Source organism: Bradyrhizobium sp. CCBAU 51753 (assembly GCF_015291565.1).
Classification (GTDB): Bacteria; Pseudomonadota; Alphaproteobacteria; order Rhizobiales; family Xanthobacteraceae; genus Bradyrhizobium; species Bradyrhizobium ivorense.
The window spans coordinates 6,157,115-6,170,245 of the sequence record NZ_CP030037.1; the positions used below are offsets into that span (position 1 = coordinate 6,157,115).

Here is a 13,131-nt window from a genome sequence, read left to right on the forward strand (position 1 = left end):
CGCGCTTTACGGCGTTGCGCTGGCGCGCCGCTCGCCCTTGATCGCGGGCAGCGCGCTCACCGGCTCGACCTTCGGCTGGTCCGGCAGCGATCCGGTGGTGACCGGATCGGCCAGCGGCGCGCGGGCGGTGGTGTCGCCGAAGCGGGACTTCATCTCGCGGATGAAGCCGTCCAGCGTATCGACGCTGGCGGCCATCCGCGCGATCTGGGCGAACTCGGCGCTCGAGGTCGCCACCGGCTTGCTGGCGGCGTCGAATGCCAGCTTGTCGGCATCGCCGGACATCAGCGGCGCGTATTTCTCGCGGAACCGCGACAGTCCGATGGTGTCTTCGGCCAGCGCGTAGCCGACCACGGCGCGGATGACGTCGGCCTTCTCGCCGGCATTGAGCGGAGTGAAGTCGCGCCAGCGGTCGGCGTAATAGAGTTCGATCTGCTCGGAGGCCTCGCGCCAGTGTCGCGATGCCCAGTAGATATCCGAGCGCAGCCGGACCGCCTCGCGCCCGGTGATGTTGGAGATGATGTCGAGCGCAAGGTCGTGCCGGCCGACATCGCTCTGCGCCCGCGCTTCCAGCAGCAGCCGCTGCTGGCGCAGTTCGCCGGAGAGGTCGGCGATCCGGGTCGAGCGCAGCGCTGCGACGGCGCGGTCCGGCTTGCGGTTCATCAAATAGACCATCGCCAGCCGCGCCGCGACCTGGGCGCGCGCCGCGCCCTCGAGCCGCTTGTCGACCTGATACTGCAGAAGATCAGCAGCCTGGTCGAGCAGGTCGACGCCGACCAGGCGGTCGGCGAGCCGGCGGATCATCTCGTCGCCGCGGCGGCCGATCGGGGTCAGCTCGCGATATTCATAGAAGGTGCCGAGCGCATCGATCGGCGACATCTCGTCGCCCTTGGGGCCGAGGAACAGCTGCACGAACAGCGCCGAGGCGGCATCCTGCGCCTGGCGCGATTCCGGCGCGTTCGGCTGCAGGCGGGTGGCCGCGCGGGTCACCGCGAAGGCGTCGGCGTAGCGGCCGGTCTCAGCATAGATCTTCGACAGCACGTACAGCGTCTTCAATTCGATGGAATCGCCGCGCCACATCATCGACAGCAGCTCGAGCTCCTTCAGCACGTCGTCGCGGCCGATCTCGCCGCGCTTCTGCCGCAGCAGGGTTTCGAGCAGCTTGCCTTCGGCGGCGGCTTGGCGATCGGCCGAATTGGCGGCGAACTTGTAGGCGTCGAGCGCATCCTTCTCCTGGCCGAGCGCTTCGGCCAGCCGTCCCCGCAACACGGCAACCGCCGGCTTCAGCTCGGCGGGGACGCCGACCACGTCGAGGTCGCTCTTGCGCCGCGCCGCGCCGGCATAGTCCTTGACCTCGAGCGCGGCCTTCATCGAGTCCATCGTGATGATGCGCTGCAGGTCGGGCGGCAGCGTCGCCACCGCGAACTCGGAATTCTTGAACTTCTCCCGCGCCTCCGCCCATCTGCCTTCGCGCGCGAAGGCGAGCCCCTTCCACAATTGGGAATCGTAGCCGTTGCCGATCACGGGATTGGCGAGATCCTTGACGCCCTGCGCCGGGCGCCCGATCAGGATGCTGGCGACCGCGTGGATCATCACGACCGAGGCAAGCTCGCTGCCGCGCTTGCTTTCGGACAGGATCAGATTGGTCACGCCATGGGCTTCGTCATACAGGCCGTGCGCCATGTAGAACTCGGCAAGATCGCGCCGCGCCTCGGGGAGCTGCTCGGCATTGGCCGCCGCGGCAGCCGCAATCAGGCTGTCGAGCCGCTTGACGAAATTCTCCGATTGGTTCTTACGCCACTCATCGGTATCGAACAGCGGCTTCACCGCGGCGGTGGCGCGTTCGGCGGCGACGTCGGCCGATGACAGCGTCAGCCCGCCGGGCCGGCCCAGCATCACCTTGTCGGCGCCGACCTCCGCCTTGACGTCGTCGGCGTTCGGATGGACCACGACGCCGTGGATCGATTCCAGCAGCGACAGCTCGACGAAATCCTGCCGCTTGATGACCCCGCGGGTCGGCGGCGGCGCGGTGACGACCCAGAGCGTGTCGCCGGCATCGGGATCGACCAGTTTGTGCAGTTCGCCGGGATTGGCCAGCGGCACGCTGACATTGGCGAGCGCGGGCTCGCTGATGTTGCGGACCACGGTCAGCGGCAGCGGCGGCTTCTGCACCCGGTCGGCGAAGGTCAGCGTCCAGCTGGTGCCGCGCGAGCGGTCGTCGCTCTCGAGCGCCGGCATCTGCGGCCGGTTGAGGCGGAAGCGGACCGCCTGACCCTTCTCCAGCGCCATCCGGGTGACATCGGAGATCAGCGAGCCGGCCTTGGCGCGGATCGGTTCGATGTCGATCGCATCAGGCGTGTCGAACACCATCCACACCGTGTCGGCGCGGCGGAACAATGCGGCCGGCGTCGCCACGGGAAATGCGAAGGTCACGCGCAGCCCGTCGCTGTCGCGCTGGGCTTCGACCGCGGACTTGGCGCCGGCGTGAACCTCGGCCGGCGGCGATGGCGCCGCGGCAGGCTTCGGCTGCGCCATCGCCGGCGCCTCCGCAACCGGCGTCGGTGGCTTCATTGCCTCGCTGACAGCCGCCTTGGTCTCCTCCACCGCTGTTCCAGCGCTGCCCTCGCGCGGCGCCGCCGGCATCGGGACGCTTTCGGCGGCCGGCGCTTTTTCTGCAGGCGCGGCTGCAATCTTCGGCAGCTCCGGGCCGGGCAGCTCCGACCTTGGTTGCTCCGATTTGGGTTGCTCCGATTTGGGTTGCTCCGATTTGGACGGCGCGGCTGTCGGCGGCTCAGCGCTGCTCTGCTCGGGCTTTGCGGGTTCAGGCTTTGCGAGTTCAGGCTTGGCGGGCTCGGATTGCGGCTCCGCTTTCGCCGGCTCGGGCTTGATCTCGATCTTGGCCTCGCGCGCAATATTCTCCGATGTGACGGGCACGGCCGCGGCCGGCATGCCCTTTTGCTTGCCGCGCGGCATCGGCATCAGCGAACTGATTGCGCCCTTCGTCGTCGACTGCTGCTCGTTCTGCTGGATCGCGACGTCGACGATGTAGTTCTTCTCATCGCGGAACGAATGCACGTCGGCATCGCCGATCAGCGTCATGTCGACCGCCGACGTATCGGCATCGGCGCGCGCGCTGATCGATGCGACGTTCGGCGGCGCCGCGACTTTGGCATCCGCAAGGTCGAAGCTCAGCACCGTGTTGAAGGACAGCGTCAGCTTCTGCTCGTTCAGCACCGAGGAGACGCCGACGCCGTCGGGCACCTCGAACACGAAGCGCACGAAGGTCGGCTGCACCAGCGCGCGGACCCGCATCGGCGGCTTCTTCTTCGCGGCATCGGCGGCGCGCTGCGCGCGCAGCAACCGCTCGGCGGCGCGGGCGCGCTCGGCCAGCTCGCGCACCACCTCCTGCGGCAGCGGCGGCGGCGGGCCGGTCCAGCCGTCGGGCAGGAAGTCGACGAAGATGAGCTCGGCCGCGGTCATGGTGTTGACGGTGACGCGGCGCGCCAGCGACAGGCGGATCGCCGTACCATCGGGATCGCGCCGCGCCGCGCCGACATAGTCGGGCACCGCATCGCCCAGTTTCTCGACCTGGATATCGACCGGGCGCTTGAAGCGGATCACGATGATCGAGCCGGCGGTCATCACCTCCGACTCGACGTCCTCCTTCAGCTTCAAAACGAGCCGCGCGTAGCCGTTCGCCGCAGAGAACGTCGCCTCACCCGGCACCGGCGATAGGGTGTCCTGGGCGCGTATGTCAGTCGGGTATGTGACGGCTGCGAGCGCAAGGCCGCTGACAAGCAGGCACAGGCGCGCAGCCCGCGCAAAGGCGCGGCCTAGCGACCATGTTCCAGCGGCAGCCGTTCGCGCCATCTCGAAACGTCTTCTTGGGACCTCAGCCATACCAAACGCGCAGCGCCCTCGCTTAACGCGTCCCGATCTTGGATGGGCGGCGTTAAGGAGCTGTTAACGTCAATGGATTGTTTCCGGATGGGCGGTGGAGTTATACCGGCCCCATGTATCACCTCACGATACAACGCTATTGCATAGTGTATCACGCCATGATACACAACTCGCTGTGATTAAGAGCTTCAAAGACGCTGCGACGAGAGCCGCCTTTGAAGGCGAGGCCGAAAGGGATTCCCGGCCGATCTGCTCAAGGTCGCGCGACGCAAGCTCCAGTACCTTCACGCTGCGACAACGTTGCTTGATCTTCGTTCGCCTCCCGGCAATCGGCTGGAAGCGTTAAAGGGCGACCGCCAAGGCCAGTATTCAATCCGCGTGAACGACCAGTTCCGCATCTGCTTCGTCTGGACTGAGGAGGGTCCGGCGGACGTGGAATTCACCGACTATCACTCTTAGCTACAACGAGGGATCCGCGGAGGATCCCTCCGCAGAAAGGCTTGCACATGGCAAAGAAGCTGCCCCCGATGCATCCGGGCGAGGTGCTGCGGGAGGAATTCCTGATCCCGCTGTCACTGTCGGCCGGCGCGCTGGCCAAGGTCTGCGGCGTGCCGCGCACCAGGATCGAGCGTATCGTAAATGAAGAGACCGCCATCACGGCGGATACCGCGTTGCGCCTTTCCAAAGCCCTGAACACGTCCGCGCAGCTCTGGCTGAACCTGCAGAACGCCTATGACGTCCGCGTTGCGGAGGCATCGCTTGCGGGAGTGCTGAGCAAGATCAAGCCCGTGGTCGAGGCAGCCTGACTGGCTCACCTCTCGACGGCCGCCCTCAATTCGTCTTCGGCGCCAGCATCTTGCCTTCGATCTTCGGGAGTTCTTCCGTCGAGGCCGACTTGTCGCCGCTGGCTCTGCGGGCGAGTTCGACGGTGAGGCGTTCGGCGGCCTCGGGCTGCATCAGGCCGAGGATGTCGGACATCTTGCGCGGCTGGATCTGCGAGGCGATCTGGTAGAGCACGTTCATTTCCAGCCGGTCGAACACCTTTGCGGCGTCCTTCGGCTTCATGTTCTCGTACATGGTGACGATGCCCTTGAAGCGCGCGGCCTCGGCCGCGGCCTTTTCCGCCGCCTCGGCACTCGCCTTGGCGTCGTTGGCCTTGGCCTCCTCGACCTTGGCCTCGATGCGCTTCTCGGCGGCCTTCAGCAGGCCCTCGCGGATATCGACTTCGCGGGCACGCTGCTCGAGCTCCTGGCGGCGCGCCTGCAGCCGTTCCAGGATCGCGCGTTCGGATGCCGACACCGGCGGCGGCTGGTTCAGGTTGACCACGACACCGTCGGGCTTGGGCGGCTCGGCGGCCGGCGCAGCCGGCTGCGGCGCCTCCTCCTTCTTCGCTTCCTTTTTCTCGACCGACCCGGTGATGTCGGCGGGATCGCCCTTGAACTTGCTATCGGCAGCGACCCTGCCGGCGCCAGGGAAGTTGAAGTTCTGCTGCGCCCAGGATGGCTGGGCGGGCCCGGCCGGCCGGGCATCGTCGGCAAACACGTAGCCGCCATCGAGCACGAGGCCGGCGATCTTCAGCACCATCAGGCCGAAGACAGCGACCAGCACCACAGGCATCACTCTGATGTCACGAAACGACTTCATGCAGCGAGGCCGCCGGCCCTCCTGCGCTCGGTGAAGGCTTCAGCCGCCGCGGCAACCGCGCGCGCCGCAGAGAGCCTGGGCGCCGCCGCCGCCGGTGCGGCGACCGGCGCAGGCGCCGGTGCCGGCGCGGGGTCCGCGGGCCGCGCGGCGAGCGCGATCTTGGACAGGCGGCGCACTACGTTGTCGCCTTCGGCGAGCTGGTTGCGCAGCAGCGCCGACATCTGCGTCGCCGCGTCGAGCTGGTTGCCGAGGTTCTCATTGACGTCGCGCACGGCGTGCTTCAGCCCGCCGATCGCGCGCTCGGCGATCTCGGTCGCGGTGATCAATTCGGCGATGACAGCTTTCAGCGAGTGCTCGTCCGCCTTCAGCCGCTGCAGGCGCTTGTTGAGCAGCCAGCAATAGCCGATCGTCAGCATCAGCAACACGGCCACCAGACTCTCGATCGCTAATCCAAGCACATGACTCATGGTGCCTCCATCATTTTGGTCCGCTCGTCCGCCTGCTCGAACATCGCGAAGGTGGTTTGGGGTTTACGCAAATTCTTGGTGACGCGGATCGCGACGCGGTCGCCGACGCGGCCCATCCGCCCCTCGGTCAGGGTGACGTTGCCGCAGCGCACCGAGACCAGCGCGTCGGAACGGATGTCGAGCGGCAGGGTGTCGCCGACCTTCAGCTTCATCAGTTCCTTGAGCGGAATGTCGGCCTCGTAAAGCACGGCGTCGACCGCGATCTCGGCCTGCGCCACCTCAGTGGCGAAATGGCCTTCCCAGATCGGGTCGCGGCCGAACTTTTCGCCCATGAACATCTGCAACAGCACGTTGCGGATCGGTTCGATGGTCGCATAAGGCAGCAGCAGTTCGACATTGCCGCCGCGATCTTCCATGTCGATGCGAAGCCGCACCAGGATCGCGGCATTGGCGGGACGGCTGATCGCGGCGAAGCGCGGGTTGGTCTCCAGCCGGTCGATCGAGAACGTCACCTGCGACAGCGGGCGGAACGCCTGCTCGGCGTCGGCCAGCACCACCTCGACCAGCCGCTTGACGAGGTTGGTCTCGATCGTGGTGTAGGGCCGGCCCTCGATCCGCAGCTGGGTCTGGCCGCGGCGGCCGCCGAGCAGCACGTCGATCATCGAATAGATCAGGCTGGAGTCGACGGTGGCGAGGCCAAAGTTCTCCCACTCCTCCGCCTTGAACACCGACAGCACCGCCGGCAGCGGGATCGAGTTCATGTAGTCGCCGAACCGCACCGAGGTGATGCGGTCGAGCGAGACTTCGACGTTGTCGGAGGTGAAGTTGCGCAGGCTCGTGGTCATCAACCGCACCAGGCGGTCGAACACGATTTCGAGCATCGGCAGACGCTCGTAGGACACCATCGCGGAATCGATGATGGCGCGGATGCCGGAGTGATCGTCGAGGCTGACGTCACCGACGGTGAAGCCCAGGAGATTGTCGATCTCCTCCTGTGACAGCACGCGCTCGCCATTGTTGTTCTTGCCGCCGAAGTCGCGGCTGCCGTCCTCGACCATGGCGGCCCATTGCAGCGCCATGCTCTCGGTGAGTTCGTTCTTGGCGGCCTCCGCAGCGGCGGCGGCCGGATCCTCGGAATCGAGCGAGGCCTCCCACTGCGCGGCAATGGCGTCCTGGTCCATCTGGTCGTTGCCGGCCATGGCTTTACATCCACCCCGTCACTGGATCACGACTTCCTTGAACAGCACCGCGTTCACCTGGTTGGGCGCCAGCGCCAGATTGACGCGCTTGGTCAGCTCTTCCTTGAGACGGAACAGGCCGGCGGAGCCGTTGAGGTCGCTCGGGCGCAGCTCGCGCATATAGGTCTGGAACAGGTCGGTGACGCGCGGCAGCGCCGGCTTGATCGCCTCGACCTGCTTCTCCTCCTTGACCTCGAGCACGAGCTTCAGTTTCAGATATTGCACGCGCTCGCCGGGAGCGCCGACCAGATTGACCAGCATGTCGGGCACGTCGACGAAGGATGGCGGCTTCGGCGGCGGCGCTTCGGCGTGCTGCTCCTCGCCGTGGCCGCGCATGAAGAAGAACCATCCACCCGCGCCCCCGCCGACCACGACGAGGAAGCCGACGACGGCGATGATCAGCTTGAGCTTGCCCTTCTTCGGAGCGGCCGCGCCCTCGCCGCCTTCCGTCTTGTCCTCGTCCGCCATCGTCCGCTCGCTTCATCCGAAGGATGCGAACGCGATTTGCCCCAGCCTTGGCAGGAAGACGCGATACAAATGCCGCCGGCGCACACGCGCCCCAATGCCGTCAACGCTAGGGTAACAATGGTTAACGGAAGCTTAGGATTTAGCTTCGACTAGGAAAAAACTGCCGGGCAAACATGGTCAACAAGACCTTTCTGCCGCCCCGCGCCGGGCCCGGACAAAGACCTAACACATTGAAGTAACGCCATATTTCAAGTTGGCACGGCTTTCGCTGAGAGGACGGCGTGACCTCGCGCGCTTGGGAGAGCCTGTGAGGTGACGACAGGTCCGAAGCTTAAGGTTTGGGAGAACCTGACGCATCGGATCGCCTCACAGGGGAGAACCGCCGATGCAGAATACGCTTCTGGTCGGACTATCGAAGCAGGTGGTGCTGGAACGGCAGATGGATGTCGTTGCCAACAACCTCGCCAACATGAACACCAACGGCTACAAGGCCGACCGGTCGCTGTTCGAGGAATATCTGCGCTCGAACGCGCACGAGGACAATTTCGCGTCGTCCGACCGCCGCGTCTCCTTCGTGCAGGACCGCGCCACCTTCCACGACTTCGCGCAGGGCCCGACCGAGGAAACCAAGAACCCGCTCGACGTCGCGATCGACGGCAAGGCCTTCCTGGTGGTGCAGACGCCGGCCGGCGAGCGCTACACGCGCGACGGCAATCTGCAGATCAACAACCGCGGCCAACTCGTCAACGCCGCGGGCTATCAGGTGCTCGGCACCGCCGGGCCGATCACCTTCCAGCAGACCGACCACGACGTCGCGATCGCCGCTGACGGCAACATCACCGTGCTCGAGGGCACCTCCCGGCTCGATTCGATCCGCGGCAAGCTCCGCCTGGTCTCGTTCGCGCAGGCCCAGAGCCTGCTCAAGGACGGCTCCAACCTCTACTCGGCGGGCGATGGCGCGGCGCCGCTGGCCGACACCAAGTCGGTGATCCGCCAGGGCTTCATCGAGAAGTCGAACGTCAATTCCGTCACCGAGATGAGCCGCATGATCGAGATCACGCGGACCTACACCCAAATTGCCTCGCTGCTGCAGCAGCAGAGCGACCTGCACAAATCGGCGATCGAGAAGCTCGCCGACGTGCCGGCCTGATCGGGAGACTGACCGATGCGCGCACTCTACACCGCTGCGACCGGAATGGCGGCACAGGAACTCAGCGTTCAGGTGATCTCCAACAACATCGCGAACCTGCGCACCACCGGCTACAAGAAGCAGCGCGCCGCGTTCCAGGACCTGATCTACGACCATGTGCGCCGGGTCGGCGCCCAGGCCTCGGACCAGAACACCATCCTGCCGATGGGCATCGACCTCGGCGGCGGCGTCAAGACCGTCGGCACGCCGCGCATGATGACCCAGGGCACGCTGTCGCCGACCGGCAACGATCTCGACATCGCGATCCGCGGCGAAGGCTTCTTCAAGATCCTGATGCCGGACGGCACCTTCACCTACACCCGCGACGGCTCGTTCCAGATGGACAACCAGGGCCGCATCGTCAATGCGCAGGGCAATCTGCTGCAGCCGACCATCACGATCCCGCAGAACGCGTCCGGCCTCACCATCAACGCGCAGGGCCAGGTCTCGGTGACGCTGCCGGGCCAGACCGCATCGACCAATATCGGCCAGATCGGCCTGACCCGCTTCATCAACAAGGCCGGCCTGATGCCGATCGGCGATAACCTGTTCCAGGAGACGCCGGCCTCGGGCCAGCCGCAGGACGGCATCGCCAACACCGACGGCTATGGCGACATGCAGCAGAGCAACCTCGAACAGGCCAATGTCGAGGTGGTCTCGGAAATCTCCGACCTGATTGCGGCGCAGCGCGCCTACGAGATGAACTCGAAGGTGATCTCGGCGGCCGACCAGATGATGCAGTCCACCGCCAACCTGTTCCGCTGAGGTGATGCCGATGATCGCCCGCTCGCTCCGCATCGCCGCCGCCCTGCTCGCGCTCACCGCGGCTCCCGCCGCCGCGCAAGACGGCAGCGCGGCCATCGCGGTGCCGACGCTGCGCGCCAGCGTCACGGTCGCGGACGACATCGTGCGGGTCGGCGACCTCATCTACAATGCCGGTGCCGCCGGCAGCATCGCGATCTACCGCGCCCCCGATCTCGGCACCACCGGCACGCTGCCGGTCGCGCAGGTGCTCAGCACGCTGCGCGCCCGCCAAGTGATCGGCGTCGACACCCGCGACCTCAAGGAGATCACGGTGACGCGGCTGGCGCGCACCATCGATGCAAAAGAGATCGAGCAGCAGGTGACGCGGGCGCTGGAGAACCGCCACGGTCTCGGCCGGGCCGGCAACATTGCGGTGACGTTCGACCGCGATCCCGGCGACGTCAGGCTCGAGGCCACCAATTCCGGCGCGATGCAGCCGGTCGCGGTGCGCTACGAGCCGCGCTCGACGCGCTTCGACGTCAGCTTCGAGATCGCCAATGAGGCCGGCAGCGCGCCGACCAAGCTGCGCTTCACCGGAACCGCGATCGAGACCATCGAGGCTGCCGTGCTGACGCGCAATGTCGAGCGCGGCGACGTGCTGAAGGCCTCCGACGTGTCGGTCGAGCGCCGTCCGAAGGCCGATGTCGGCAGCGACGCGGCGGTGCGCGACGCCACCGTCGGCATGCAGGTGCGCCGCGCGCTGCGCGCCGGTCAGGCGCTGCGCGTCGCCGATCTGGCGAAGCCCGATCTCGTCACCCGCGACCAGAGCGTGACGCTGATCTACCGCGCCGACGGCCTCTACCTCACGATCCGCGGCAAGGCGATGGATGGCGGCGCCGAGGGCGACGTCGTCAGCGTGATGAATCTGCAGTCCAAGCGCGTCGTCTCCGGCGTCGTCACCGGACGCGCCGAGGTTTCGATCGCGGTCGCGAACCCGCGGCCCGCGCCGACCTCCGATGCCACCGAACCCAATTCCGCCCCCGTCAAGTTGAGTTCAGTCGCTCCAAACGCCGAGTAAAAGTTCATGTCCCAGTACCGTATCAACCGCCTTACCCTGGCCGGTGCGCTGCTCGCACTCGGGACCATCGCCAGCGGCTGTTCGTCGATCGACCGCCTGTCGCAGATCGGCGAGCAGCCAAAGCTGTCGTCGATCGACAATCCGACCACCCAACCCGGCTACAAGCCGGTGCAGATGCCGATGCCGAAGCCCGAGGTCGCTTCCTACAGCCCAAACTCGCTGTGGCGCAACGGCTCCCGCGCCTTCTTCAAGGACCAGCGCGCCGCCCGCGTCGGCGACATCCTCACCATCTCGGTGAACTTCACCGACAAGGCCGCGATCGCCAACGAGACCCAGCGCAGCCGCACCAATTCGGAAGACTCCGGCGTCACTAATTTCCTGGGCTCGCAGACCATCACGCAGGCCAACAAGATCCTGCCCGGCCGCATCCTCACCGCCGATTCCACGGCGTCCAGCGACGGCAAGGGCTCGGTGAACCGCCAGGAAGCGCTGCAGACCAACGTCGCCGCCGTCGTCACCCAGGTGCTGCCGAACGGCAACCTCGTGGTCGAGGGCAAGCAGGAGATCCGCGTCAACTTCGAGATCCGCGAGCTGGTGGTGGCCGGCATCGTGCGCCCGGAGGACATCCAGAGCGACAACACCATCGACTCCTCGAAGATCGCGCAGGCCCGCATCGCCTATGGCGGTCGCGGCCAGATCACCGACGTGCAACAGCCGCGCTACGGTCAGCAGGTGCTGGACGTGCTGCTGCCGTTCTAGTCAACTGTCCAAGAGCTCCCACATCTCGTCGCGAACCTAGGCGCGGCGCGATGTACCAACACGGCCTCCGTTAGCTCCCCTGACGGAGGCCGTGGCATTTTGTGACAGTTGCGTGCGCGTGCGATCGGCCCGGCGCCAGCCCGTTACCGCCTCGCGCAAGTTGTGCGATCGGCTTCTCGGTTCGTTAACCGTCGCAGCAACGCATAGTAGCAGCCGCCACGCTTGCAACGTAGGGAGAGGACAACGCAGGGTTTGCAGTTCGTGACTTCCATGCAACGAGACGGTCAATATGCGGCCTGGTTCCGGACGCCGCGCGGCGAAGGCACCGGAATAGTCTATCTCGCAAACGGCAGGATCTCCGGCGGCGACTGCATGTTCACCTATGGCGGCAGCTACGAGCTCGACCAGGACCGCTTCACGGCGACCTTGACGACGCGCCGATACGCCGACGGCCCGACCACCGTGTTCGGTTGCGACGAGATCGAGGCGCAGATCACCGGCACGTTCAACGGCAAGCGGGCGGTGTGCACGGGGACAGCCAGGCAGGCGCCGGGCGTGCCGTTCGAGGCGACGCTGTTCCTGCAGGAGCAGGAGGCGGAGCCGACACCCAGCCGCAAATCCACGGCCGCGCCTGCCGACCCGGCGAGGCTGGCCAAACTCCCCAAGCGCCGCCCGGCGTTCGTGGCCAAGCGTTTCGGCTGAGCCGGCGCGATGCCGATGGCGTCGCCGCCCGCACCGGCGTAGCATCTGTGCCTGCGCGAAGCGCAGCCCGATCGATACAGCCGGAAGGAGCAGCCAATGTATGCCGCCATCCGTCAGGCCAAGGCAAAGACTGGCACCGCCGAAGAACTCGCGCGCCGGATCAAGGACGGCGCGATCCCGATCATCAGCGACGTCGAAGGTTTTATGGCCTATTACGTGGTCTATGCCGGCGACGACACGGTGACCGCGATCAGCGTCTTCAACAACTACGCCGGCGCCGAGGAAGCCAACCGCCGCGCGCTGGCCTGGATCGACGACAATCTCGGCCCATTGCTGGTCGGACAGGCCACCGCGGTTGCGGGTCCGGTAATCGTGCACACCAAGGCGTAGCCGCCGCGCGCGGCAAACTTCACCCGGCAGAAGCTGCCTGCCGCGCGCTGAACACGCGCGCGGAGCGTCGCGATGTGTTTGAAATTGCAGCAGCCAGCCGATGGCACGCGAATTGCTCCGCGATTGCAGCACATTTGCAATGGGGGGAAGCGCGTGCAGACGACGTCGATCTCGGCCTACGGCTCGCTCGTGGCCAGCATGAAGAGCGGATCCTTGAAGAAGCCGCAGGACGCCGACGCCAGCGCGTCGGGCCAGGCCGCATCCGGCGGTCTCGCCGGCGACAGCGTCGAGCAGCAATTTCTCAAATTCGCGCAGATGAGCCCGATGGACCGCATGCGCGCCAACATCCTCAAGAGCATGGGCCTGACCGAGGACGACCTGAAGAACATGACGCCGGAGCAGCAGAAGGCGGTCGAACAGAAGATCAAGGACCTAATCGAGCAGGAATTCCAGAAGAACGCCGGCAAGACCGGCCAGGCGGTCGACATCTCGGCGTAGTCCATCGCCGCACATGACGGCGATCCAGCCACTGTTCCGCATAACCAGATACTCACC

General features: G+C 66.2%; 13 protein-coding genes and 1 pseudogene. 9 read left to right on the plus strand and 5 right to left on the minus strand.

What is annotated here, in order from left to right; genetic code table 11:
* Positions 1-6: 6 nt before the first annotated feature.
* Entirely contained in the window at positions 7-3,867 is a 3,861-nt protein-coding gene (locus tag XH93_RS28295; protein WP_194470002.1) for a tetratricopeptide repeat protein, read from the minus strand.
* A gap of 205 nt (positions 3,868-4,072) precedes the next feature.
* On the opposite strand from XH93_RS28295, the pseudogene XH93_RS28300 reads away from it, so the two are divergent.
* A pseudogene (locus tag XH93_RS28300) lies at positions 4,073-4,356 on the plus strand (type II toxin-antitoxin system RelE/ParE family toxin).
* A 47-nt stretch (positions 4,357-4,403) separates the two neighbouring features.
* The gene (locus XH93_RS28305; RefSeq protein ID WP_194470003.1) at positions 4,404-4,703 is read left to right on the plus strand and encodes a HigA family addiction module antitoxin; all 300 of its coding nucleotides are present in this window, start codon (positions 4,404-4,406) and stop codon (positions 4,701-4,703) included.
* A 25-nt stretch (positions 4,704-4,728) separates the two neighbouring features.
* On the opposite strand, the gene XH93_RS28310 is transcribed toward XH93_RS28305, so the two are convergent.
* Genes XH93_RS28310 through fliL form a run of 4 tightly spaced genes read right to left on the minus strand, consistent with a single transcriptional unit; the run spans position 4,729 to position 7,714 of the window.
* On the minus strand, positions 4,729-5,541 hold the full coding sequence (locus XH93_RS28310) for a MotE family protein (RefSeq protein WP_139484882.1): 813 nt from the start codon (positions 5,539-5,541) through the stop codon (positions 4,729-4,731).
* The gene (locus tag XH93_RS28315) at positions 5,538-6,008 is read right to left on the minus strand and encodes a DUF6468 domain-containing protein (protein WP_194470004.1); all 471 of its coding nucleotides are present in this window, start codon (positions 6,006-6,008) and stop codon (positions 5,538-5,540) included. Before XH93_RS28315 ends, XH93_RS28310 begins: the two co-directional genes overlap by 4 nt.
* Positions 6,005-7,207, minus strand: coding sequence for a flagellar motor switch protein FliM (gene fliM, locus XH93_RS28320; protein WP_139863367.1), 1,203 nt, complete (start codon positions 7,205-7,207; stop codon positions 6,005-6,007). The genes XH93_RS28315 and fliM overlap by 4 nt, the downstream gene beginning before the upstream one ends.
* 18 nt (positions 7,208-7,225) lie before the next feature.
* On the minus strand, positions 7,226-7,714 hold the full coding sequence (gene fliL, locus XH93_RS28325) for a flagellar basal body-associated protein FliL (protein ID WP_194470005.1): 489 nt from the start codon (positions 7,712-7,714) through the stop codon (positions 7,226-7,228).
* Between the two features lie 385 nt (positions 7,715-8,099).
* On the opposite strand from fliL, the gene flgF reads away from it, so the two are divergent.
* The 7 genes from flgF (at position 8,100) to XH93_RS28360 (ending at position 13,074) form a co-directional block, all read left to right on the plus strand.
* The gene (gene flgF / locus XH93_RS28330; protein ID WP_194470006.1) at positions 8,100-8,864 is read left to right on the plus strand and encodes a flagellar basal-body rod protein FlgF; all 765 of its coding nucleotides are present in this window, start codon (positions 8,100-8,102) and stop codon (positions 8,862-8,864) included.
* A gap of 15 nt (positions 8,865-8,879) precedes the next feature.
* Positions 8,880-9,668: a flagellar basal-body rod protein FlgG gene (gene flgG / locus XH93_RS28335; protein WP_139484887.1), complete on the plus strand. Its 789-nt coding sequence runs from the start codon at positions 8,880-8,882 to the stop codon at positions 9,666-9,668.
* 4 nt (positions 9,669-9,672) lie between these two features.
* Positions 9,673-10,725, plus strand: coding sequence for a flagellar basal body P-ring formation chaperone FlgA (flgA, locus tag XH93_RS28340; RefSeq protein ID WP_194470007.1), 1,053 nt, complete (start codon positions 9,673-9,675; stop codon positions 10,723-10,725).
* 6 nt (positions 10,726-10,731) lie between these two features.
* Positions 10,732-11,484 (plus strand): flagellar basal body L-ring protein FlgH, encoded by a 753-nt coding sequence (gene flgH / locus XH93_RS28345; RefSeq protein WP_194470008.1) that lies wholly within the window; start codon positions 10,732-10,734, stop codon positions 11,482-11,484.
* A 270-nt stretch (positions 11,485-11,754) separates the two neighbouring features.
* A complete protein-coding gene (locus tag XH93_RS28350) occupies positions 11,755-12,186 on the plus strand; it encodes a hypothetical protein (protein WP_194470009.1) in 432 nt (143 codons plus the stop codon).
* A 96-nt stretch (positions 12,187-12,282) separates the two neighbouring features.
* Complete coding sequence (locus XH93_RS28355; RefSeq protein WP_139484891.1) at positions 12,283-12,576, plus strand: antibiotic biosynthesis monooxygenase; 294 nt, start codon at positions 12,283-12,285, stop codon at positions 12,574-12,576.
* 153 nt (positions 12,577-12,729) lie between these two features.
* Positions 12,730-13,074 (plus strand): hypothetical protein, encoded by a 345-nt coding sequence (locus XH93_RS28360; RefSeq protein WP_194470010.1) that lies wholly within the window; start codon positions 12,730-12,732, stop codon positions 13,072-13,074.
* Positions 13,075-13,131: the final 57 nt, after the last annotated feature.